The sequence below is a fragment of the Desulfobulbaceae bacterium DB1 genome (assembly GCA_001914235.1).
Lineage (GTDB): Bacteria > Desulfobacterota > Desulfobulbia > Desulfobulbales > SURF-16 > DB1.
Genome location: MQUF01000023.1, coordinates 60,248 through 82,905 on the forward strand (window position 1 = coordinate 60,248; position 22,658 = coordinate 82,905).

Sequence of the window (22,658 nt, forward strand, 5' to 3'; positions counted from 1 at the left end):
AGTCAGGCTCTGCGGGAACGTTTAACACACTTAAAGTGAGGCGAGGTAACGGTAAATGAGAGTCCTGTATCCCTTCATTGCAGTCTTAGCACTGATCGTGGTTGCCTTCTTGGGAGGGAAGGTGACAGGTCTGCAGTACCTGTTGGGGGTGGTGCTACCCTACCTGGCATTCGGTGTGTTTATCGTGGGTTTTGTCAATCGGGTCATCCAATGGGCAAAATCACCGGTACCATTCCGGATTCCAACCACATGCGGGCAGGCGAAATCGCTGTCCTGGATCAAGCAGGACAGGCTTGACTGTCCACACAACAAACTCGAAGTCGCGGCGCGAATGTTTCTGGAAATTGTTCTTTTCCGGTCACTGTTCCGCAACACGAAAGCGGAAATCCATGACGGACCGAAACTGGTATACGGCTCAAGCAAGTTCCTTTGGCTTTTTGCCCTGTTGTTTCATTACTCGTTTCTGGTTATCGTCCTCCGCCACCTGCGCCTTTTCACCGAGCCCATCCCGTTTTTCGTTCCCCTGATTGAATTGGCCGACGGTATTCTGCAGATCGGTGCTCCCAGACTGTACCAGACGGACATGATTTTTCTGGCAGCCCTGGCCTTCCTATTCCTGCGCCGCGTCATGCTGAGACAGATCCGCTATATTTCGCTGCCGGCTGATTATTTCCCGCTTTTTCTCATATTTGCCATCGGCGTCACCGGTCTGCTCATGCGTTACTACTACCGGGTGGACATTGCCGCGGTGAAAATGATTACTGCCGGCCTGGCCTCGTTTTCTCCGACCCTGCCGGAGGGGATCCATCCGATATTCTTTATCCATGTGACGCTGGTCTGCACATTGATGATCTATTTTCCATTCAGTAAACTGATGCATATGGGCGGCGTCTTTCTGAGTCCGACCCGCAACATGTCAAATAACAATCGTGTTGTAAGGCACATTAACCCGTGGAACGATCCGGCAATCAAGCCCCATTCATATGCGGCCTACGAAGATGAGTTCAGAGAATTCATGAAAGGTGCCGACATCCCAGTTGAAAAGGAATAAGGAAAATGGCGATTCCAAAAGCAGATCAGTTAGGAGTAAGTGTAGTAAGGGAGCCATCCCTTATGACCGGTGCCATCCCGAAACAGGATTGGATGGATGTACCGGCGATATTTAGGGAGGGCAATTTCTGTTACCCGGCAAAGAAATCCATTGTCGAATACCACAAGTTTCCGAATCCGCGGGAGTGGAGTCCTGATCAGGACGACTGGAAGCTTCCGGAAGGCTGGGAAGATATCATCTTAAAAGGACTGAAGGAACGGCTCGACAAGTTCCGTTCCCTGAAGCTCTTCATGGACATCTGTGTCCGCTGCGGCGCCTGCGCCGACAAGTGCCACTTCTTTCTCGGCACCGGCGATCCGAAAAACATGCCGGTGCTGCGGGCGGAGCTGCTCCGGTCCGTGTACCGCAATGATTTTACCACGGCAGGCAAACTGCTGGGCAAAATGGCGGGCGGACGCCCCATGACCATCGGCGTGCTCAAGGAATGGTTCATGTACGCTTACCAGTGTACGGAATGCCGCCGCTGCTCCGTCTTCTGCCCCTACGGTATCGATACGGCGGAAGTGACCATGATGCTGCGCGAACTGCTGCATCTGGTGGGCGTTGGCACCAACTGGATCCTCGAGCCGGCGGCCAACTCGAACCGCACCGGTAACCACATGGGACTGCAGCCCCATACCTTCAAGGACAACATCGGCTACCTCTGCGACGACATCGAGACGATCACCGGCGTCAAAATCACCCCCACCTTTAACCGGAAGGGCGCTGAGATTCTTTTCATCACCCCGTCCGCCGACGTCTTTGCCGAGCCCGGCATCTACACCGCCATGGGCTATCTGCTGCTCTTCGAGCACCTGGGGCTTGACTATACATGGTCAACCTATGCATCCGAGGGCGGCAACTTCGGTCTCTTCACCTCCAACGAGATGATGAAGAAACTGAACGCCAAGCAGTACGCCGAGGCCAAGAGGCTCGGAGTCAAATGGATCCTGGGCGGCGAATGCGGTCACATGTGGCGCGTGCTCCATCAGTACATGGACACCATGAACGGTCCGGCCGACTTCCTGGAAGTACCGAAGTCACCGATCACCAACACGGTGTTTGATAACGCCGCGTCGACCAAGATGATCCATATCAGCGAGTTCACCGCTGACCTGATCAAAAACAACAAACTGAAAATTGATCCGACGCGTAATGCCCATCGCATCCCCACCTGGCACGACTCATGTAATACGGCCCGCGGCATGGGGCTGATGGATGAGCCGCGCTACATTCTTGATAACGTTGTTCCCAAATGGTACGAAATGCCGGAAAACACCATCCGCGAAAAAACCTTCTGCTGCGGCAGCGGCACCGGTCTCAACACCGGTGAGATCATGGAACTGAGAATGCGTTCCGGTCTCCCCAGGGCCAATGCGGTCAAGCACGTGGAGGAAAAATTCGGGGTCAACACGCTGGCCTGCGTCTGCGCCATCGACCGCGCGACCCTGTCGGCGCTCATGGATTACTGGAATCCGAATGTGAAGGTTTGCGGACTTTCGGAACTGGTGGGCAACTCGCTCATTATGGACGGCGAAAAAGAGAGGGAAACGGATCTCCGATTCGAGCCTCTTGTAGGAATGGAGGGATAATTCTATGTACGATAGAGGAAAAATTATTCCCGGCCTGATTATTTTCGTTGGCCTGATGTTGTTCGCCATCTTCAATAACGCCGGGAAAAAAGTCGAGGCACCCAAACTGGAGAAACCGGTCGGCTATAAGGAATGTGTGAAGCCGATTGACTATATGAAACAATCACACATGGTACTGCTCAACGAATGGCGTGATGAAGTCATCCGTGAAGGAAAACGTGAAATGATTGAAGTTGAGGGCAAACTGTACGAGAAAAGCCTGCAGAACGGCTGTATGCATTGCCACACCAGCAAGAAAAAATTCTGTGATGTTTGCCATACCTTTGCTTCTGTTTATCCATACTGCTGGGACTGCCATGTCGCACCCCAGGCAGATGCGGCACTTGAGGAGGCGAAATAATGGATAGCTCAAGAAGAAAATTCCTTAAGATTGCCGGTATCTCGGCAGTAGCCGGAGTTGCCGCGCCGTCTGCCCTGAATATGCTGTTGAACAAAAACGCCCAGGCCTCTTCCGAAGCCGGTCACGGCGCACCTGCGGCAGCAGGGCACGGCGGGCACGGTGAAGCGGCGCCAACGGGCAAGCGTTACGGCCTGGTGATCGACGCCGGTAAATTCCATGAAAATGCAGGACTGGCTGAAAAATGCATAGAAGCCTGCCATTCCTATCACAACGTTCCTGATTTCGGCAACAAAAAGGACGAGATCAAGTGGCTGTGGCAGGAACCTTTCATGAACGCCTTCCCAGAGGAAAGCCACTACAAGAAAGATGACAGGGCGCTTTCCATGAAGTTTCTCGTCACCTGCAACCATTGCGACAACCCTCCCTGTGTCAGGGCCTGCCCCACCAAGGCAACCTTTAAAAACGAGGACGGCGTGGTCATGATGGACTTCCATCGCTGTATCGGCTGCCGTTTCTGCATGGCCGCCTGCCCGTACGGGTCGCGAAGCTTCAACTGGCGTGATCCCCGGGGAACGCTTGACGGCGTGCCGTTCATCGAGAAGGTGAATCCCCTGTTCCCCACCAGAATGCGCGGTGTTGTCGAAAAGTGCAGCTTCTGCGCCCACCGTCTGGCCAAGGGACAGTTGCCGCTCTGCGTGGAGGCAACCGGTGATACAAAGGCAATGGTCTTTGGTGACCTGAACGATCCGAACTCCGAAGTATCCCAGGTTCTGCGGTCGCGGTTCACCATTCAACGGAAACCCGCTTTGGGCACCAAGCCCTCAGTATTTTACATAATCTAAGGTGATCCGATATGTTAGAAAAATCGCTCAAAGGTAACTTGGGATACTGGGCTTGGGTTCTGCTACTGCTTAGTATCATTGGGGTGGGCGTCATCTGCTATGTTGTCCAGTTTAATTACGGTCTTGGCGCCACCGGCATGAGCCGCGATGTGACCTGGGGTGTGTATATTTCCCAGTTCACCTTCCTGGTCGGTGTCGCCGCCGGTGGTTTGATGCTGGTTCTGCCCTACTATCTTCATCACTATAAGGAATTCGGCAGGATTACCATCCTCGGCGAATTCATGGCCATTGCCGCCGTCGCCATGTGTCTGCTTTTCATCATGGCCGACCTCGGCCAGCCCATGCGAGCGCTGAACGTGGTCTTTCATCCGACTCCGAACTCCATGCTCTTCTACGACATGATCGTTCTGAACGGCTATCTGTTCCTGAACATCATCTGCGGCTGGGTTATTCTCCACTCGGAGTACAAGGGCATCAAGTATCCGAAATGGGTCAAGCCTTTTATTTACATTTCCATCCCCTGGGCTGTTAGTATCCACACCGTAACCGCTTTCCTGTACTGCGGTCTGCCCGGACGCCATTTCTGGCTCACCGCCATTCTGGCCCCGCGCTTTCTTGCCTCGGCCTTTGCGGCGGGACCGTGTCTGCTCATGGTGATCGCCCTTATCATGAAACAGGTCACCAAATTCGATGTCGGCCAGAAGGCTCAGGACAAGCTGGTGACCATCATCGGTTACGCGGCCTTATTGAACTTTTTCTTCCTGGGCTGTGAAATCTTTGTTGCCTATTACAGCCAGATTCCCGGTCATATGCACACCCTCGACTATCTGTTCTGGGGCCTGACCGATCACACCACCGGAGTGGTTTACAATAATCTGGTACCGTTCATGCGCGCCTCGGTTATCATGGGCTTTGCCGGTATCGGTCTCATTTTTGTCGCGCGGAGCAAAAAATCAGATGGTCTGCTGGCACTGTCCTGCATTCTGATATTTGTATCCTTCTGGATTGACAAGGGTCTCGGCCTCGTTCTCGGCGGCTTTGTGCCGAACGGACTTGAGCAGATAACCGAGTACATTCCGACCGCAGTCGAGCTCGGCATCACGGCGGGAATCTGGGCCACCGGCTTCCTGATTATCACCGTGCTGTACAAGGTCGCCATTTCCGTCAAGCTGGAAAACGAAAAAACCGCATAATTTTTTCGTGCGTCATACGGCTCATGCAGAGCGGAACAGGCCCCGGCCTGTTCCGCTCTTTTTTTTTCGTGATCACGACAATGATGTTGAATAAATGATCGTCTTGTTTCACTATAAAAAAGGGTTGACAAAAACAAAATAAATGATAACCTTTATCAAAAATTAATTAACATATTGAAGAGGTGGTCAAAATGGCATGTAAACCCCAGACAAAAAAAGAAATGACTGGTGAACTGAAAACAATCCTCACGGCCATGGCTGAAATTGCCGGGCCATGCGGCTGCAAGGATATCGCCGAAAAAACCGGCCTTGAAAGCAAGGCCATCAGTTGTCAATTGAAAAGTCTGAAGACAAATGGCTACATAGACAGCCCGGTCCGCTGCAAATATTCCATAACGGCCGAGGGAAAAGCGGCCTTATAAAACAGGATGAACCAACCATGAAGATTATTATCGAGAAAAACATTGTTGAGCTGGTTCCGGAAAACAAAGAAGAAACCTCTTCGCTGACGTCACTTTGGCGGATCATGATCGACTGCATGGGTGAAAACAAGATGCTGAATCCCATCGGCGAATATATCCCGGAAAAAAAGAATCTGGCCCGATTCGTCATTGAAGGCGTACCTGGCGGTATCACCGAACGAATTCACGGTGAAAGTGCGGCTGAGGACGCAACCTATCTTTGCGCCATCTGCAATAAATACATGAAGGTGAAGGCGGGTGAAGATCTGCCCATGTGCTGCGGCAAAATCATGGAAAACATGGATTAGGACAAGCGACAAACCAATCACTAATGGAGGGTACCATGGCAAAAACCGACAAATATGAATGTCCCTGCGGGTATGTGTATGATCCGGCTGAAGGCGATTTTGAGCACGGCATCGAGCCGGGAACGGCTTTTGCCGATCTGCCGGAAAGCTGGGTCTGCCCCAAATGCGGCGCGGAAAAAGAATATTTCAACAAAGTTGATTAAAGCATTCCCCGGGCCGCCGAACCCGGAATTTCTTTTCTCATTTCCCCTCATCCTACAGGCGCCGGGCAACCGGCGCCTGTACTTTTTTGCGCACCCGCAACCGTTGTGCTTCGTTCCCATCACCACATTGTCCGGCTTTCCCCTTGACAGATAAGCCGCCACATTATAAGCAGAATCGTAAGACTCCGCGACAAAAGAAACACCTGAGCGATAGGCCGGCACCGCGGTTTATCGAGCTCGGCTCTTGCCGCTTCCTGCCATCACCTTTCAGACCAAAAGCTGCTTATGGAATATAAAAATATTCTCGACCTTATCGGCAACACGAAGATCGTGCCGATCAATCGTTTAAACCCGCACAAGAACGTTAAAATTTACGCCAAAATTGAATCAGGCAATCCCGGCGGCTCGGTCAAGGACCGGATAGCCCTGTCAATGATCGAAGCCGCCGAGGCAAGCGGCGAGTTGACTCCTGATAAAACCGTGCTTGAGGCCACCAGCGGCAACACCGGCATCGGTCTGTCCATGGTTTGCGCCGTCAAGGGATACCGCTGCCTCCTGATAATGCCGGAATCGGCCAGTATCGAACGACGCAAGATCATGGAAGCCTATGGGGCTGAAATTCTTCTGACACCGGGAAAACGCGGTACGGACGGTGCCATTGAACGGGCCTACGCCATGGCCAGGGAGCATCCGGATCAGTATTTTCTCACCGACCAGTTCAACAACGATGCCAACTGGATGGCCCATGTCAAGACGACCGGCCCGGAGATATGGGAACAGACAAAGGGCGCGGTCACCGACGTGGTGGCGACCTTGGGCACCACGGGCACGGTGATGGGCATTTGCCGATACTTTGCCGACAACCACCCCGAGGTCCGTGTTACCGCCGTTGAACCTTTTCTCGGCCACAAGATTCAGGGCCTGAAAAACATGAAGGAGTCCTATAAGCCGGGTATTTTCGACAAGTCGACACCCTATCAAATAATCAATGTACCGGATGAAGAGGCCTTCCGTCATGCCCGGCTGCTGGCCCGCAAGGAAGGAATTTTTGCCGGCATGAGCTCCGGCGCCGCAATCTGCGCGGCGCTCGCCGTGGCGGAGCAGTTGAGCAAAGGGATGATCGTCGTCATCCTGCCGGACAGCGGCGATAAATATCTGAGCACCGAACTCTTTACCTCGAAAAAAGAAAAAAAACCCAAAACAACCGGGGGATTGCGTTTTTTTAACACCCTCAGCCGCAAAAAAGAATTTTTTCAGCCCATGTCGCCGAACCGGGTGACTTTTTATGCATGCGGTCCCACCGCCTATGAAATCGCCAATCTTGGCCATTGCCGTCGTTTCATTGTCGCGGATCTCATCCATCGGCTGCTGCGGCAAAAAGGGTACAATGTCCAGTATTACATGAACTTCACCGACCTCGACGACAACACCATCAGTGGCGCGGCCCGCGAAGGCAGGACGCTGAAGGAGTTCACCGGCCACTACGTTGAGGAGTTCCTGAAGGACATGGAGGCATTGCGTCTCCTGCCCGCCACCGGATACCCGCGCGCCTCCGAGCATGTTGATGAAATGATCAACATCGCCCATGAGCTGATCCACAAGGGCTATGCCTACGAGCAGCACGGTTCGGTCTATTTCGACATCAGCAAATTTAAAAAATACGGCAAACTGTCCCGGGTGCCCCTGGACAAAATCAAGGTGGGCAAGACGGTTGACCTGGATGACTACGAAAAAAATAATCCCCTTGACTTCACCCTGATGAAACGCTCCACCCTGGCGGAACTGAAAAGCGGCGTCTTCTTTCAAACCGACCGCGGCAACATGCGTCCGGGCTGGCACATCGAGTGCGCCGCCATGACCCTGCATTATCTGGGCGAAACCATGGACATTCACACCAGCGGCCGCGACCTGCTGTTTCCCCATCACGAAAACGAAAACGCCATCGCCGAAAGCATGACCGGCAAACCCCTGGCCAAATTCTGGATTCACAGTGAGCTGCTGCTGGTTGAAGGCCGCAAGATGAGTGTTGACAACAACAACGTCATCACCCTGCGCCGGCTGATCGAACAGGGCTACACCCCTCGGGAAGTCCGCCTTTTCCTGATCCGCAACCACTACCGCAAGCCCATCGATTTTTCCTACAAAAAACTCGATGCCGCCCGGACAAGCCTCAAACGGCTTGACGAGTTCACCCGCAAGCTGCAGTGTCTGCCGCCGGACATGCCCCATCCCAAGGTGGCGGCCTTTGTCTCGGATATGGAGGAGAGCTTTCAGGCCGCCATGGACGACGACATGAACGTCTCCAAGGCCATCGGCTCGATCTTTGATTTCATCAAAAAGGTAAACCCCATCATCAGCCTGGGCCAGCTCGATCGGGACCAGAAAGACTATATCAAGGAGTCCCTGGGAAAAATCAACGCCATTCTCAATGTGCTGCGGCTGGAAGAGTGCCCGCTGGCTCCGGAAATCGACCGGCTGATTCAGGAGCGGGAACAGGCGAGAAAACAAAAAAACTGGACCAGGGCCGACGATGTCCGCAACCAGCTTGCCGAGCAGGGCATCACGGTGATTGATACCGCCAAGGGTCCGGTGTGGAAGGGCAACGACCCGGAGTGAAGCCCCCTGGCGGTTGACGGAAACCCGGTGCCTGCATGATTTTCGCTAAACCCGCGAAAAAAATCCAGGCCCTCGGTTCCCGCCTGAACGCGCCGTTCATCCGGCCTTGACCAGCGGCAGATCCTGCCAGCGGGTGGTGTAGGCCCGTGACTTCATCTCCTGCCGGTTCCGCCACGGCTTGGCAAAGCCCGCCACCGCATGCTGGATGGTCTGCCGGCCCCATCGCCCGTTGATCGTATCAAGTGCCGCCATGAGCGGCCCGCTTTCCCGGTCGGGCGGGCTGAAAAGCCCCGGCCGGCAATACTTTTCCGGCACAAGGCCGAACAGAACAATACCGGTTTTCTGATAACGCAGTCCCGGCTTATAAAGGCGGTCAAGGGCCGCGAGGGCATGCCGGATCAACACGGTGCTGCTTGCCGTCGCCTGGGGCAGGGTGACCACCTGCCGCCCGCTGTAATGGGGCGAAGCGGCGCTGAAACGGTTGGTGGAAAGAGAGACCTCCAGGCTGTTTGCCAGGGCGTGCTGCGCCCGCAGCTTAGCCGCGGCCGTTTCCACATAGGTGGCCAGCGCCTCGCGCAACTCGCCCGGTGACTCGACCTGATATCCAAAGGATTTTGAACTGGCGATGGATTTTTTACTGACCGGGCAGTCGGCAAGTTCGATGCAGGAACAACCGCGCAGTTCCATGGCAACCCGCAGGCCGGTAACCGTCAGATGACGGCGCAGCCAGGCATCATCGCAGTTTTTCAGATCCCAGGCCGTCCGGATGCCCCGCAGGTGGAGCCATTCCGTTTTGCGTTGTCCTATCCCCCACACATCAGACACATCACATCGACGGAGCACGGCATCCGCCGCCTCGGTGTCGACCGCAAACGCCCCGCCGTGTCCGGGGTCTTTCTTGGCAATCCGGCCGGCGATTTTGGCCAGGGTCTTGGTGGGCCCGATGCCGATGGAAACGGGAATGCCGGTGCAGCGACTCACCCTCCGCCGAATCTCTCGGCCATATGCCTCCGGTGTTTTTCCATGCATTTCATAAAGATGGAGAAAGGCCTCATCGATGGAATAGACCTCCACCTCAGGTTCAAGCCGGTGCAGCACCGCCATCACCCGCCGGGAAAGATCGCCGTAAAGGGCGTAATTGGATGAAAAAACCGCCACGTCATGCTTTGCCAGCAGCTCTCGACACTTGAAGAAAGGGGTGCCCATGGCAATGCCGAGGGCCTTGGCCTCATTGGAACGGGATATGATGCAGCCGTCATTATTGGACAGCACCACCACCGGCCTGCCGTTCAGGCCCGGCTGAAAAAGTCGTTCACAGGAAACATAAAAATTATTGCAGTCAACCAGGGCGAAATATTTTTTCATGGCATCCTACAGGCGATGAATGGCGCAGGTGACCACGCCCCAGATTTCCAGCTCCATGCTCCGATCTATTTCCGTATCCGGATACAGGGGATTTTCCGCCCGCAGAAGGCAGGAGTCCGCGGTTTTCACCAGCCGTTTAACGGTCAGTTCGCCGTCCAGAATGGCGATGACGATTCTGCCGCCGGCAGGCTCCAAGGAACGGTCGACAATGAGAATATCATCATGATTGATGCCGGCGCCGATCATCGAATCGCCCGCCACCCGAACAAAAAAGGTGGCGGCCGGATTGGCGATCAGATATTCGTTCAAATCAAGCTCCCGGTCGATATAATCATCGGCCGGGGAGGGAAAACCGGCCGAAACGTTGCTCAGGAAGAGCGGCCGCAGCACCCGGTTTTTTTTTTTCAAAACGGTAGATGCCGGCAATGGCGGCAGAGGGTCGGAGGGATGTCATGGGTGATTCCTTCAGGGAGTTCTTCATTAGTGAAATTATGGTGCGACGCCGGAGGTTGTGAATTTTCATGATACCTCATTTCAGAAAATAACAGAGGGACTTTTGTCGGTCAACCGGCTTATAATGAGGCACGCCCGACACCCAAACCAGGAGGAAGCGATGCAGAAAACGATCATGACGGCTCTTGCCCTGTTTTTGCTGGCCGGTTCTCCGGCCATGGCGGAAGAGGAATTCATTTCCACCCTGCAGGACCAGCAGGGCATATCCCTCACCATTTACAACCAGGATCTGGCGCTGGTCAAGGACCGCCGCACCATCACCCTGCCGGAAGGCCGCCATGCCCTGGCCTTCAAGGAGGTAAGCGGCAGGATCAGGCCGGAAACCGCCCTGCTCAGCGGTCGCGAGCTTTCGGTACTGGAACAGAATTTTGAATTTGATCTGCTCACTCCGGAAACGCTGCTTGCAAAATATGTGGGCCGCGAGGTAACGGTGATCAGAACCCATCCGACCACCGGCGAGGAAAGCAGCGAAAAAGCGAAGGTGTTGAGCGCCGGCAACGGCATTGTGCTGCAACTGGGCGATCACATCGAAACCGGCATTCCCGGCCGCCTTGTTTTTGCCCATGTCCCGGAAAACCTGCGGGACCGGCCGACCCTGACCATGCTGGCCGACAGCAAATCCGCCCGTCCCCAGCAGGTGGAGCTCAGTTATCTCACCTCCGGCCTCGGCTGGCAGGCCGACTATGTCGCCGAACTGAACCCGGATGACACCGGACTTGACATCAACGGCTGGGTCACCTTGACCAATGAAAGCGGGGCAAGCTATAACAACGCCGACCTGCAGCTGGTGGCCGGAGACGTGCACCAGGCTCCCCCCGAACAGACGGACCGCAGGCGTTATCTGGAAAAGGCCATGGTCCAGTCAGCGGAAATGGATGGGGGCATGGTTGAGGAGCAGATGTTTGAATACCATCTCTACAGCCTGGAACGGCCGACAACCATCAAGGACAATCAAACCAAACAGGTCGCCCTGCTGCAGGCAACGGGCGTTCCCTGCAAAAAAGAACTCCTCCTGCAGGGCAACGACTTTTATTACAGCAGCCAGGCCGGGGACATAGAACGCAATCTGCAAGTCGGCGTTTTTCTCGAGGCCGTCAACAGCAAGAAAAACAATCTCGGCCGGCCGCTGCCCAGGGGCGTGATGCGGGTTTACAAAAAAGACTCCCGGGACCGGCTGCAGTTTATCGGCGAGGATCGCATCGACCACACCCCGGAAAATGAAACAATCCGCCTGAAACTGGGCGATTCCTTTGATGTGACGGGTCGCAAAAAACAGATGGAATTCAGGAAAGTCGCCGGTTTTTCCCGCTATAATTACGTTTATGAAAGCAGCTATGAAATCGAACTGAAAAACGGCAAAAAAGAGGAGGCCGTGGTCAAGGTCGTCGAGCCCATTCCGGGGGACTGGGAGATGCTTGCCGAATCACTGCCCCACGAAAAGGCGACAAGCAATACGGCGGTCTGGCAGATGGCGGTGCCGGGACTCGGCAAAAAAACCTTGAGCTACACGGTCAGGGTCAAATTCTGACGGACTCATCCGGCATTTTTTCACCCCGGAGCACGGAAAGCGGTGCGAAATATTTTTGGCGCCATAAACGCCGCGTGTTCCGTGGTCAATTTCACGTTGCGCCCCGTCTCGTCTTCGGCTTTTTGCGCAATCCGTCCAGCAGGTGCATAACAGCCAGGAAAGGATGATAAAAAATCATGCGTGGCCCCACAAAGCGCATGACCTGCCGGATCTTTTCCCGCATGGCCGGCTTGTAGCAGTGCACCGCGCAGTTGCCGCAGGTGGTTTTGCCTTCCTGAAACGGGCACTTCCGCAAACGCTTCCGGGCATAGTCGAGCAGCTCCCGGCAGTCCGCGCAGAGTTCCGTCCTCCCGCCATGACGGCGGCGGCAATAGATCCGGATCATGGCGGCAATGGTGTCAGCCTCTCTCTGCATGCGCTTGGACGTGAACATGGGTGCAAGAAATAACAGACAAAGGCTATCGACGTCAAGGGGCCGTGACGACCTCGAGCGCGGCCGCGAAATTGAGTTGCAAATTGTCGTGTGCCGTGCTAAAAAAACAGTTTCACCTTTAGCCGTACATTGCACGTGCCCGTAGCTCAGCTGGATAGAGCACCGGCCTTCTAAGCCGTAGGTCACAGGTTCGAATCCTGTCGGGCGCACCAAGAATTTCATAAGCCCCTCACTCCATGGGAATCAGGGGCTTTTTTTGATATTTGTTTTTCCTCCCTTGTGTTCTTTTGCCCGGCAACTTTTTTCCCCCATTTTCCCTCCGGGCCAACAGGAAAGTATGAAAATCGACATTACCCAGGCACCACCGACCGATATCTTCCGGGATCGCCCGAAACACCTCTGGATCTGCATTGCCCTCCTGTTCCTGGCTGCTTGCGGGATGCTGCTCATCCTGTACGTCATATTCGCCGACGCGCCGCAGAGCGACACTTTGGAAACCACGGCCCTGTCCCTTTTTGTCGGGCCGGCGCTGATTTTTGTTTATTTCGGCGAGAAGCTCAAGGCGTACAAAAAACCGGGCCCGGAACAAAAAAAAGAATTGGCCGCTCTCGGCCGGAAACATGCCGTGATCTCCACCTACTGCGCGCTGGTGGCCGAGGAAGGCCGGGATCCGATTTTTGCCGAATACGAGGCCTGCAAGGACTGGGCGGAAGACCTGAGCCACAAGCAAAAACAGGCGGAGTGAACGGGACCCGCCTGCGGAGCAGGGATTAAATGATCGTGTCCTTGCAGAAATTCTCTTTTTTCGGAAATCAGCATTTTCTTTTCAGTTGACAAAGCAGATTGAAACAATGTAGTCATTTTGTATAGGAATTTGCCCGCCGACGTGCAGGAAATGACCTTTTCCCCAGGTGAACAAAATGACTGATCATCTGTCCGCATCACGCATCAATCATGCAACGCTCCTCGTCTGGTTCTTCATTTTTGTCATTATTTTGCCCACCCCTCCTTTGTTTGCGGAAACACTCGCTGCCGGGCAAGAAAATGCCGATCAAAGGCCCGCGTCGACCACCCAAGAAACCCCGCAGCAGGCACCCTGTTGCATTATCGTGCCGGACGGGCAACTGATCAGCCAACCGATCCGCGTCTTTGTCCCCGGACAAAAGATAACCTTTGCCCACAATCCAAATCTCTGCCTTATTCGGATCGGCAATGACTGGGAATATGTTCCCGGCCACGAAAGCCAATGTTTCGGCGGCCTGCGCACCCCCTTTGAGGTGGCTGCGGACCAGCAATGGCGGGTCGAGACGGATGAAAAAAATCCCCTCACCCTGAACGGCACCACGCTGCTGTTTGCTCTCGGCGACCTGACGGTTTCGAATTTTCGCTCCGGCATCCGCGTCCTGCCGGTCCTGCGCTGGAGAGGGGAGACGGGCGGAGAAACCGGATCGGTTCCCCAAATCACCCGGCCCGCGACGGGAAATAATTTCATAGCCGTCAATGACCGGCAGATCTATCTGGTCAACCGCATCGGCACCACGGTGTGGACACTGGGCATCCTGGGCATCATGATCTTCCTGCTGCATCTGATGACAAGAAAAAACCCAGGCGGCCTGCTCAGCCTGATAACCGCCGCCAACGGGGCGCTGTCCGTCTCGCTTACCCAGGTGGCCCTGTGGACCATGGCGGTGGGCGGCATTGTCCTCGGTTACGGTTTCATGCGTCTCAAGGTTCCGAATATCCCCGACAGCCTGCTGCTGTTGATGGGCTTTTCCGTGCTCACGGCCTCGGTCGGCCAGTGGCAGACGCAACGGTTGGTTTCGCCGGAAAGAGGCGGGTTAATCATTCCTGCCGACGGCAGGCGGCAGGCGCAACGACAGACCGGGCCGACAAAGGCATCCTGGAGCGATCTGGTGATGAACCTGACGCCGACAGGGCCGCAGCCTTCCCTGGCCAAGGCGCAGATGCTCTTCTGGACGATCATCTCCATCATTCTCTTTGTCGTCAAGTCGATACTGGACGGCATCATCTGGGACGTCCCCACCCAGCTGGTCCTGCTCATGGGCATCAGCCAGGGCAGCTATCTCACCCTCAAACAGATCGCGGGTACCGAAAAAAGACAGTAAACCGCTCCGGGATCACATGACGCCGCCCCCCGCCAACAGGGAACGAAATGCCGCGGGGAGGGGAGCAAAAAAGGACAATGGCCGGCCGTCGGCCGGGTGGGTGAGGGACAGGGATTCGGCATGGAGGGCCTGGCGATTCATGCGCAACCGCTGATGGTCGCTTGCGGTCAGACAATCCTTTTGAAAACGAAGAAAGAGCTGCTCATCCACGCCGTAAAGCTTGTCGCCCACCACAGGGAAACCGAGACCGCACAGGGTCGCCCGAATCTGATGGCAGCGGCCGGTGAGCGGCAGGGCCTCCAGGAAGCTGATGCCGTTTTCATAATGGAGCCGGCGGAAAGAGGTGCGGCACGCTGCCGCCCCGACCGGAACCGCCTCCGCCCCTTGCCTTGGATAAAAACGAACCTTTTTACGAACGGCGCTGAACGGGTCAAGGTCCAGCCACCCTTCCGCCTGCAGCGGCGACTGCGGAAATTCCCCCTCCACCACCACCCGATAGCGCTTCAGGACAAGATGATCGGCAAACTGCCGGCAGCATCGGCGTGCCGCTTTTTTGTTTTTTGCCACCAGAACAATGCCGGATGTTTCCCGATCAAGACGGTTTACCAGTGACGGATTGGCCAGGCCGTATTGCTCCTTCAGCAGGGCCCAGAGGGTATGACGAAAAAAACGTCCGCCCGGATGGCAGGGCAGGGGCGCCGGTTTATCCACCGCCAGCAGATCGTCATCTTCATAAAGGACGGTAAATCGCCGTTCAACCCAGGGTTCCTCAAGTTCCGGCATGAGATAGCAAAGCCGGTCACCGGCGGCGAGTTGCGCCGTGGGCAAGGCGGGGCCCGCTTCATTAAGCAGAAAACGACCTGCCTCCAGCTCCCGCAGCCACTCTTCCCGACTGCGATAAGTGAAACGGCGGGCGACAAAATCAAGCAGACTGCACCCGGCAAATTCCGGTTTGACGCATACGGCGGTTTTTCTCTTCATCAGAAGTCCAGCGCTGTCATCACAGCATAAATTTAATCAGGTTGCCTGAAAAACGCCGGGCAAAACATCGTAATAATCCCGGCGATGATGTAGAATGGCGGCCGTTCATTTTACACAGCAAAAATTATTGCAACAGGACAGGTGAAAATCATGAAACTCTGGGTGACCCCGAAAGGCGACCGATGGCTCTGCGACCATTGCCAAAAACAATACGAAAAGCAAATCAAGGAAGAGGGCTGGCGGGTAGCCTTCGAAAAATGGGAACCCATGCTGCGCTGCTCGGAGTGCGGCCACGGCGATCTGGCGATCCTTGATTAAGATCATTTGCGAGAATCGTTTCCCCCATGCTGAAAGTCCGTAACCTGTGCATCCATCCGCCGCTCCTGCTGGCGCCCATGGCCGGCATCACCCATTCCGCCTTCAGATGCCTGCTCCTGCAGCTGGGAGGAGTCGGGCTCCTTTCCACCGAGATGCTGTCCGCCAAAAGGCTGCCCCAGGAAAATGCCGCGATTTCCCCCTTTCTGATCAGCACCGAGGCGGAGCACCCGCTTTCCTATCAGCTGCTGGTGGCCGACAAAAACCAACTTGCCCCGGCCATTGACCGGGTGCACCAATTGGGCGGCGATGCAATCGATTTGAATCTGGGCTGTCCCGCCCCGCAAGTCCGGCAATTCGGCGGCGGCAGCAAACTTGTGGATGACGCCGCGCATCTGCGGGCACTGGTGGCAGAGGCACGATCACGCACCGAACTGCCCCTGACCGCCAAGATCAGACTGGGTGAGGAGCTTGATGAAACACGGCTGAACAATCTCTGCCTGATGCTCGAAGGTGAGGGAATTGACCTGCTGACGGTGCATGCCCGGCTGCGGAAAGAACCCTTCAGTCGCCGGCCGCGCTGGGAATGGGTGGGCAAGGTGAAAAACCGGCTTTCCATCCCGGTGGTGGCCAATGGCGGAATTTTCAATGTCAACGACGCTCGCCGCTGCCTGGCTCTTTCCGGGGCGGACGGGCTGATGCTCGGCCGGGGCGCGGTGGTCCGTCCCTGGCTGTTTCAAGAGCTTGCCGCAGAGCTGTATGGAACGAATCCGCCGCCCGTCATTGATCGCGCCGTCATCTATTTTTCCTTTATTCAGCAGCTGGAAGCGCGTTTCCGGCCGGAACGACGGCTTGGCCGACTGAAGGAATTCACCCACTATTTCAGCAAGACCTACCCGTTCGGACTGCGGCTTGCCTCGGCTGTTCAGTCAAGCCATTCAGTGGCGGAAGCCCGGGAACGGGCAACCGATTTCTTCCGCCGGAGCCATGATCAGCCCGTATTGACCGCATGAAAGAAGGCCGCCGCCTTCCGCCGTTTACGCATCGGGTAAATCAATGGCGCAGGAGGCGAGATTGACGGTGCCGCCCGCGGCAATCCCCTGATAGACCCGCCAGAACTTATCATACAAGGCGTTCCTGGGCCGTGGCCCGTCCTGCTTCATGAAACGGCGGGCGGCGCGGGGGCCGCCATTGTAGACCGCGTAGGTTGCGCGGATGCCGTTATTCATATCCTCGCTCTTTTCCGTCGCTTCAAAACCGTATTTCTTCAGATAGCGCATGAGAATCTGCGCCCCGGCCCGGGTATTGTATCCCACCTCCCAGCGCAGCCGTTCCACATCATAAAAGCCGCGCCAGACATTCTGGTTGATCTGCATCAGGCCGACACTGCCGGCCTTTGACTTCAGGAAGGAAATCTCGCCGTCCCGGCGCACATACTGTCGCCAGCAGCTTTCGATCAATGCCGTTGCCGGCAGCAGATGTTGAAAAACCGCCTCATAGCGGGAATCGAGGTTGTTGCTCCTCAGTTCATCGTCGGCAACGGCGGTAATGAGCTGTTCCATCAACTGCTGGTATTTCAACAAATCATCCAGATCAGGCACCCAGCGATCAAGCTGTTTATGCAAATCCGCGTCAGCGGCACAGGCCTCGGGAAAGAAAATATTCCAAAACATCCGGCTGCGGGGCGCAGGCATCGTCTCCGGTTCCGACTGCGGCGCCGGTTCCGGCTCAGGGGCAAAATTGAATAAATCCCGCAACATGGGATCCACATCCCAGTCAAACTGCAAAGGATCCTCCCCCTCGGTCGGCTGCAGGGTTCGCGCCCAGCGGCGCAATCCCTCGCTGCTGATCCGCATGCCCAGCTCCGGCGCCGCTTTATCAAGCGCAACAAGGGCGTCGCCGGCATTGACGAATGTCACATAGCGCAAAGGCTGTTCCTGGACCAGACCGCGCTCCTCGGCATGCTCGATGATGATGCGCAACTCCTGCCAGGCCTCGATAAACAGCGCCCGCAGGGGATCGCCCGGCTCCACCGGCACATCCCCGGTCAAAATGGGCAAGAGCTGGTAACGGCTGCTGATGAGAAGATCAAACAACTCCTCGCGCATCCCGGCATCAACAAAATCAGCGGCGGCATTCTTGACGACAAAAACAAGGAAGGCGTCCCAGGGCTCCATCACCTTTTGAAATGCCTCGATTTCCTCGGGAACGAGCGGAGTTTCTTCCGGAAGCCGGGCTGTTGCGGCCGGAGGGTTATCGTCAACCGTCAACAGCAGCGGCACCACAATACCAAACGAATCGATGCGGACGGCACCGACTCTCAATGTGCGAAGCACGGACTCCAGCTGTTCCGCTTCAGTTTCAGAGGAACAGGCCCGCAAAATGCCGACAATTTCCTGCTGGGGCAGGGAGAGATCCAGGGAAAATTTTTCCAGGCGGGGATGGAGGAATTTCTTTACCAAATCCCAGACAAAGCCGGTGATTGCCGGCGTTTTCCCCTCATCGTCATAGATGGTTGAATCCAGGATGCGATAGCGCAAATGCCAATCTTTGTCCATATAAGGGCTGAGCGTCAAGTCAATGGAACCACTCCATTGCACGGCAAGCGGCAGCATCCCGAGAAACTTGAAGCCCAAACCGGCACGACCATGGCAGGTGAAATGCGGGCTCCCGTTCTTTATAAAAAACTGGATGCGTTCGGAATGGAGAAAGCGGAATGGCCCTTCCTGATAAAGCACGACGGGCTGCCCTTCCTTTTGGTCCAGATGGCGGACAAGGGCGCGCTTCAGCAGCGAGGTGCGCAGCGTCAGCGGGAGTTCAAGGGTGGCAGCCGCAACCGGCGGCGGGTCGGCGAGCAGGCAGAGCAGCAGTGTCAAAAATATCGGCAAGTGGCGCATAGGCATGCAGGGTTAAAGAAAAATCGAGGAACCGTTACAAAAGAACGCAACTCTTCTTTATAATTATTTCGTTCCGGCTTCAAAATTATGGCTGCGGAAAAACTAAAATTTACCCCGGAGAGCAAAAAACTCATGAGCAAACCGCTGTCCGCAACAAAAAAACGGCTCTGAGGTCTCTGCGCGCTCCATGGTGAAAAAAAGATTTTTTACGAGTTCATCAAAATTCATCAAACCCACAATTCATCCTGATGTCAATCAGGATTTCCGCCCGTCAAAACGGCGAAAAGAAAAAATACATTTCCACATGGTATTCTTTTTGCTGATTTTCAACGCAACCGGACAAAAAGAAGAATATCCTGTTTTTATTTGAAAAACGGCTCAAAATATTTGTTTCAGCCGAAAAGCTGTGCTATTGATAGAAATGAAGAATCATTTCCGACGGTTCGGCACAAACAGCCGTCCCCGTCGGTTTCGATTGCCCAACTCGATAAATTCATGTGTTGCTCCGGTTTAATTGGAAATTTTACGAATCCAACGATGGAAAGACCCCATGAAAAAATCAGCGTCACGTCCTGACCGCAGCGGAGATATCCGAAAATTCCGCCCATGCCGGTTCGTCGCAGCCGTCATCATTCTTTTGTGCGGCCTGTCATACACTCCGGCCTTCGCCGCCATGATGGCCAGCGCAAAATCCACGGCAGTCTGCCAAAACATGGCCCCTTCCCTGGAATCGCATCTTGCCCGACTCGGTATCGATTTCGGCAATCCGATTTATGTCCGCATCTTTAAACAGTCGAACGAACTGGAATTATGGGTGCAGGACGAAGACCATTACAAACTGTTTAAAACATATGAGATATGCGCTTTTTCCGGTGATCTTGGGCCGAAACTGCGGGAAGGGGACCGACAAAGTCCGGAAGGTTTTTATTCCGTCACGGAAGACCGGCTCAATCCGTTCAGCCGCTTTCATCTTTCATTTGACATCGGTTTCCCCAATGAATACGACAAGGCCCTGGGCCGTTCCGGCAGTGCCCTGATGGTGCACGGCGACTGCGTTTCAGTCGGCTGCTTTGCCATGACCAACGGACAGATGGAAGAAATATACACCCTGGCCGAGGCAGCGCTGAAAAACGGCCAGCGCTCTTTCAATGTCGATGTTTTCCCATTCAGAATGACGGCGGAAAATATGGCGCTTTACAAACGTTCGCCGTGGATGAAATTCTGGACAAACCTGAAAGAGGGGTATGATCTTTTTGAAAGAACATTCATCCCCCCTGTTGCCGTGGTCAAAAACAAAAGATATGTTTTTGAACAGCCGTATGGCGAAACGGCCAAAAATCACCGATCCCGCGAGCCGTTTTCAATAAATTAAAAATCCGGTCAGAACCAGCAGCGCTCTTCACCGATCACCTTATAGAGGATTGACGGCAATTCACCGGGCAATTGATAATCTTTTTCCGGATCCTCCGCAAAAAGCGGCTGCGCCCGACTGTCCACTTCCTTCCAGCTCATTTCCGCCTTTGCGGCGGCGACCGTTTCAAAAAGAAACCAGTTATACAGATTGTTGATCCTCGTCTTGCCGGCCCCCAGACTGCCGAGGACATCAATTGTCCCGCAGAAGGTGCGGGTGAGATCCGCGTAGATGTTGACGCCGCCGCAGGCCCCTATGCTGAGAAAACGAATTTTGCCGGCCATGTTTTCCTTCTTGATCCGGCCGGTTTCCAGAAGTTTCTGCAGCGGGTCGAGAATATGCTCATTGAGCCAGTAGCTGTGTCCCCGGTGGGCAAACATCTCATGCCCCTCCTTTATAAACTGTTCAAGCAGAATCTGCTGATTCTCCGGATTGCGGTAAACACTGATGCTGTGGGAAATCTCAACCGTTCCGGCATATTTGAAAAAATCAACCACGATCTCATTGTGCTTCAGAAACGAAAACAATTTCCCCATGCCGCCGCTTTTTTTCCCGCCGACATCGCGCAGAATATCCCGCAGCGCCTCATTGGCCATGGGTGAATCGAATTCCGGCTGAAAACGAAGGCTTGGTCTGGGACGATAGCCTTTATCGAGTAAAAATCCGCAATTTGCGACAAAAGACCCGTGCCCGTCATCATCCCCGTGAAAAACCGACAAACTGCTCAACACCCCGTCTTGTCGCCATTGGTCAAAAGGCGTTTGCCGAAATTTTGCCAGATTGACCGGCGCATGCCCCCGCAGCGCGGCAACAATTCGTTCCGTATTTTCCTGCCCAAGTATTTTCGGCTGCTCTTCCAGGAAATACTGCAGGATGGTGCGCACCTGCTTGGCAAAAATATTTTCATCCGCGGCCTTGGCCAGCATTTTATCGATGATGAAATTGCGGGCGCCGGGCAGAATTGCGGCAAGAAGCTTTTCAAAAGTGGCGGCAAAAAGCACCAGGCTGTTTTCATCCTGAAAGGCCGAAGCGGCGACCAGTTCAAGAATTTCTTCCTGTCCGGCCAGGTCGGAAGGAAAAAAGACCCCGAGTCTTCCTTTCAGGGAAAGACCTGAAACGAAATTGGCGACAAAAATATTTTCCGGATCAACACCCTGCAGAAAGGTCAGCAGCCGGCCCCCGGACAGGACCGCGATTCTCTTTTGCAGTTCCGGGATAAGGATCAAACGGAAGGAGCTGTCGTAAAGAACCGACACCCTGGTCATCAACGCATAAATGTTTGCGGTGGAGAGCTGGGTGGCCGCATACTTGCGGGAAAAGGCGGTCGCGTCCCGCAGCACGTAAATCACCGACCCCTTGTCTCTTTTTTGCAACGCCAGGGAAAAGGCCGGAAAAAATTTCACCCTGGCTCCGCCGGGCAACCGATAAAAAAGCGACGATAATTTCTCAAAAGAAGAGGAGCGGAGTTCCCCCTCGGAAATTTCATCGCCGTTCCGGTTGCAGACCGAATGAAAATCATTGATCATACGAACGAAATGATCGGAAGCATGAAAAAAGGCCTGAAGCAGTATCTTTTTTTCAGCGGATGCAAGCTGCGAATAGGCACTGTCGCGATCAGCCGGAGTCAGGACAAAATAACCGGTGAGCCAGGCATGGGCGGCGGCAGGGGTCATGTCCGGCAGGCTGAGCAGCGCCCGGACATTGGCGATGTCATTCTCCCCGATTCCCAGGATGTCATCCATCAGCGTGAGGGCCTGCTGCGCGGTAATGCCGTCAATCTTATTGCCCGCCTCCGCCGCCCAGCAGCGCTGATCGGACATTTCGGCAAGCCGCGCAAGCCCCTGAGCAATGGATGCATCCGTCTGCCCCTCCGTCTCAAAAAAAGCCTTGGCCGCCCAACGCGCCGCATCGCGCAGGGTGCCGAGAGCGGCAAGACCGGACAGCGCCTGCTCCCGGCCTATCCCCGGGACGAGAAAAAGGCTGGTGGCGGACCAGACAGTGGTGTAGCCCAGCTCCCTGATCTCCGGCAGAACGGATAAGGCCATGGCGACCGTCACCCCATCAAGGGCGCAGAACTGCTCAAATAGCAGCAAGTGATCATAGCCCAGCGCATCTTCCTTGATATGGGGAAGCAGGCGCAATGCCTCGGCCGGGGTCATGTCCGGCAGGCCGCACAAAGCCCGGAAGACCCGCATGCTGGTGTAGTCCATATTTTCAACGATACCTTTTCCGGCATCGACCTGATCGGCGCGTATCCCCGGCAGATGGCCGAGGATCTCCATTGTCCGGTTCACCGGGCCGCCGCCCGCATGCGGCATGCCGGGGAAAATCATGCCGGAAACCGACATAACCAACAAAAAAACAAATAATTTTTTCATGATTTC

At 54.9% G+C, this 22,658-nt stretch carries 20 protein-coding genes, 1 tRNA gene and 1 pseudogene; 16 read left to right on the forward strand and 6 right to left on the reverse strand.

Going from position 1 to position 22,658, the window contains the following annotated elements; all coding sequences use genetic code 11:
- Positions 1-55: 55 nt before the first annotated feature.
- The 9 genes from BM485_16515 to BM485_16555 all read left to right on the forward strand — a co-directional run bounded on the left by BM485_16515 (position 56) and on the right by BM485_16555 (position 8,705).
- On the forward strand, positions 56-1,051 hold the full coding sequence (locus BM485_16515) for a menaquinol oxidoreductase (GenBank protein ID OKY73878.1): 996 nt from the start codon (positions 56-58) through the stop codon (positions 1,049-1,051).
- A 62-nt stretch (positions 1,052-1,113) separates the two neighbouring features.
- Positions 1,114-2,682, forward strand: a complete 1,569-nt coding sequence (locus tag BM485_16520; protein OKY73879.1) for a menaquinol oxidoreductase — start codon at positions 1,114-1,116, stop codon at positions 2,680-2,682.
- Positions 2,683-2,686: 4 nt separating this feature from the next.
- Positions 2,687-3,082 (forward strand): cytochrome C, encoded by a 396-nt coding sequence (locus BM485_16525; GenBank protein ID OKY73880.1) that lies wholly within the window; start codon positions 2,687-2,689, stop codon positions 3,080-3,082.
- A complete protein-coding gene (locus tag BM485_16530; GenBank protein OKY73881.1) occupies positions 3,082-3,924 on the forward strand; it encodes a 4Fe-4S ferredoxin in 843 nt (280 codons plus the stop codon). Before BM485_16525 ends, BM485_16530 begins: the two co-directional genes overlap by 1 nt.
- A gap of 11 nt (positions 3,925-3,935) precedes the next feature.
- Positions 3,936-5,117: a menaquinol oxidoreductase gene (locus BM485_16535; protein OKY73882.1), complete on the forward strand. Its 1,182-nt coding sequence runs from the start codon at positions 3,936-3,938 to the stop codon at positions 5,115-5,117.
- A gap of 191 nt (positions 5,118-5,308) precedes the next feature.
- On the forward strand, positions 5,309-5,539 hold the full coding sequence (locus BM485_16540; GenBank protein ID OKY73883.1) for a hypothetical protein: 231 nt from the start codon (positions 5,309-5,311) through the stop codon (positions 5,537-5,539).
- A 17-nt stretch (positions 5,540-5,556) separates the two neighbouring features.
- Positions 5,557-5,886, forward strand: coding sequence for a hypothetical protein (locus tag BM485_16545; protein OKY73884.1), 330 nt, complete (start codon positions 5,557-5,559; stop codon positions 5,884-5,886).
- A 23-nt stretch (positions 5,887-5,909) separates the two neighbouring features.
- Entirely contained in the window at positions 5,910-6,089 is a 180-nt protein-coding gene (locus BM485_16550; protein OKY73885.1) for a rubredoxin, read from the forward strand.
- A gap of 285 nt (positions 6,090-6,374) precedes the next feature.
- A complete protein-coding gene (locus BM485_16555; protein OKY73886.1) occupies positions 6,375-8,705 on the forward strand; it encodes a cysteine--tRNA ligase in 2,331 nt (776 codons plus the stop codon).
- Between the two features lie 96 nt (positions 8,706-8,801).
- Here the strand turns inward: BM485_16555 and BM485_16560 are convergent, their stop codons facing one another.
- Entirely contained in the window at positions 8,802-10,070 is a 1,269-nt protein-coding gene (locus BM485_16560) for an SOS mutagenesis and repair protein UmuC (protein OKY73887.1), read from the reverse strand.
- A 6-nt stretch (positions 10,071-10,076) separates the two neighbouring features.
- Positions 10,077-10,524: pseudogene (locus tag BM485_16565) on the reverse strand (peptidase S24).
- Positions 10,525-10,683: 159 nt separating this feature from the next.
- Between BM485_16565 and BM485_16570 the strand changes: the two are divergent.
- The gene (locus BM485_16570; GenBank protein ID OKY73888.1) at positions 10,684-12,111 is read left to right on the forward strand and encodes a DUF4139 domain-containing protein; all 1,428 of its coding nucleotides are present in this window, start codon (positions 10,684-10,686) and stop codon (positions 12,109-12,111) included.
- Positions 12,112-12,202: 91 nt separating this feature from the next.
- Here the strand turns inward: BM485_16570 and BM485_16575 are convergent, their stop codons facing one another.
- Positions 12,203-12,544, reverse strand: coding sequence for a hypothetical protein (locus BM485_16575; protein OKY73889.1), 342 nt, complete (start codon positions 12,542-12,544; stop codon positions 12,203-12,205).
- A 135-nt stretch (positions 12,545-12,679) separates the two neighbouring features.
- On the opposite strand from BM485_16575, the gene BM485_16580 reads away from it, so the two are divergent.
- From BM485_16580 to BM485_16590, 3 genes are all read left to right on the forward strand, one after another.
- Positions 12,680-12,756: transfer RNA gene (locus BM485_16580), tRNA-Arg, on the forward strand.
- Between the two features lie 125 nt (positions 12,757-12,881).
- On the forward strand, positions 12,882-13,289 hold the full coding sequence (locus BM485_16585) for a hypothetical protein (protein OKY73890.1): 408 nt from the start codon (positions 12,882-12,884) through the stop codon (positions 13,287-13,289).
- 175 nt (positions 13,290-13,464) lie between these two features.
- Positions 13,465-14,670 (forward strand): hypothetical protein, encoded by a 1,206-nt coding sequence (locus BM485_16590; protein OKY73891.1) that lies wholly within the window; start codon positions 13,465-13,467, stop codon positions 14,668-14,670.
- A 12-nt stretch (positions 14,671-14,682) separates the two neighbouring features.
- Here the strand turns inward: BM485_16590 and BM485_16595 are convergent, their stop codons facing one another.
- Complete coding sequence (locus BM485_16595) at positions 14,683-15,651, reverse strand: hypothetical protein (protein ID OKY73892.1); 969 nt, start codon at positions 15,649-15,651, stop codon at positions 14,683-14,685.
- Between the two features lie 344 nt (positions 15,652-15,995).
- Between BM485_16595 and BM485_16600 the strand changes: the two genes are divergently transcribed.
- The gene (locus BM485_16600; GenBank protein ID OKY73893.1) at positions 15,996-16,979 is read left to right on the forward strand and encodes a dihydrouridine synthase; all 984 of its coding nucleotides are present in this window, start codon (positions 15,996-15,998) and stop codon (positions 16,977-16,979) included.
- 24 nt (positions 16,980-17,003) lie between these two features.
- Here the strand turns inward: BM485_16600 and BM485_16605 are convergent, their stop codons facing one another.
- A complete protein-coding gene (locus tag BM485_16605) occupies positions 17,004-18,863 on the reverse strand; it encodes a hypothetical protein (GenBank protein ID OKY73894.1) in 1,860 nt (619 codons plus the stop codon).
- Positions 18,864-19,050: 187 nt separating this feature from the next.
- Between BM485_16605 and BM485_16610 the strand changes: the two genes are divergently transcribed.
- The gene (locus tag BM485_16610; protein OKY73895.1) at positions 19,051-19,233 is read left to right on the forward strand and encodes a hypothetical protein; all 183 of its coding nucleotides are present in this window, start codon (positions 19,051-19,053) and stop codon (positions 19,231-19,233) included.
- 180 nt (positions 19,234-19,413) lie between these two features.
- Complete coding sequence (locus tag BM485_16615) at positions 19,414-20,235, forward strand: hypothetical protein (GenBank protein ID OKY73896.1); 822 nt, start codon at positions 19,414-19,416, stop codon at positions 20,233-20,235.
- A gap of 8 nt (positions 20,236-20,243) precedes the next feature.
- Here the strand turns inward: BM485_16615 and BM485_16620 are convergent, their stop codons facing one another.
- On the reverse strand, positions 20,244-22,652 hold the full coding sequence (locus BM485_16620; GenBank protein OKY73897.1) for a hypothetical protein: 2,409 nt from the start codon (positions 22,650-22,652) through the stop codon (positions 20,244-20,246).
- Between the last annotated feature and the right edge of the window lie 6 nt (positions 22,653-22,658).

Coding starts and splice junctions, on each gene's coding strand:
- BM485_16535 (OKY73882.1), top strand. CDS start 3,936: ATGTTAGAAAAATCGCTCAAAGGTAACTTGGGATACTGGGCTTGGGTT.
- BM485_16515 (OKY73878.1), top strand. CDS start 56: ATGAGAGTCCTGTATCCCTTCATTGCAGTCTTAGCACTGATCGTGGTT.
- BM485_16615 (OKY73896.1), top strand. CDS start 19,414: ATGAAAAAATCAGCGTCACGTCCTGACCGCAGCGGAGATATCCGAAAA.
- BM485_16575 (OKY73889.1), bottom strand. CDS start 12,544: ATGTTCACGTCCAAGCGCATGCAGAGAGAGGCTGACACCATTGCCGCC.
- BM485_16590 (OKY73891.1), top strand. CDS start 13,465: ATGACTGATCATCTGTCCGCATCACGCATCAATCATGCAACGCTCCTC.
- BM485_16545 (OKY73884.1), top strand. CDS start 5,557: ATGAAGATTATTATCGAGAAAAACATTGTTGAGCTGGTTCCGGAAAAC.
- BM485_16555 (OKY73886.1), top strand. CDS start 6,375: ATGGAATATAAAAATATTCTCGACCTTATCGGCAACACGAAGATCGTG.
- BM485_16525 (OKY73880.1), top strand. CDS start 2,687: ATGTACGATAGAGGAAAAATTATTCCCGGCCTGATTATTTTCGTTGGC.
- BM485_16595 (OKY73892.1), bottom strand. CDS start 15,651: ATGAAGAGAAAAACCGCCGTATGCGTCAAACCGGAATTTGCCGGGTGC.
- BM485_16605 (OKY73894.1), bottom strand. CDS start 18,863: ATGCGCCACTTGCCGATATTTTTGACACTGCTGCTCTGCCTGCTCGCC.
- BM485_16530 (OKY73881.1), top strand. CDS start 3,082: ATGGATAGCTCAAGAAGAAAATTCCTTAAGATTGCCGGTATCTCGGCA.
- BM485_16585 (OKY73890.1), top strand. CDS start 12,882: ATGAAAATCGACATTACCCAGGCACCACCGACCGATATCTTCCGGGAT.
- BM485_16550 (OKY73885.1), top strand. CDS start 5,910: ATGGAGGGTACCATGGCAAAAACCGACAAATATGAATGTCCCTGCGGG.
- BM485_16520 (OKY73879.1), top strand. CDS start 1,114: ATGACCGGTGCCATCCCGAAACAGGATTGGATGGATGTACCGGCGATA.
- BM485_16540 (OKY73883.1), top strand. CDS start 5,309: ATGGCATGTAAACCCCAGACAAAAAAAGAAATGACTGGTGAACTGAAA.
- BM485_16620 (OKY73897.1), bottom strand. CDS start 22,652: ATGAAAAAATTATTTGTTTTTTTGTTGGTTATGTCGGTTTCCGGCATG.
- BM485_16570 (OKY73888.1), top strand. CDS start 10,684: ATGCAGAAAACGATCATGACGGCTCTTGCCCTGTTTTTGCTGGCCGGT.
- BM485_16560 (OKY73887.1), bottom strand. CDS start 10,070: ATGAAAAAATATTTCGCCCTGGTTGACTGCAATAATTTTTATGTTTCC.
- BM485_16610 (OKY73895.1), top strand. CDS start 19,051: ATGGTGAAAAAAAGATTTTTTACGAGTTCATCAAAATTCATCAAACCC.
- BM485_16600 (OKY73893.1), top strand. CDS start 15,996: ATGCTGAAAGTCCGTAACCTGTGCATCCATCCGCCGCTCCTGCTGGCG.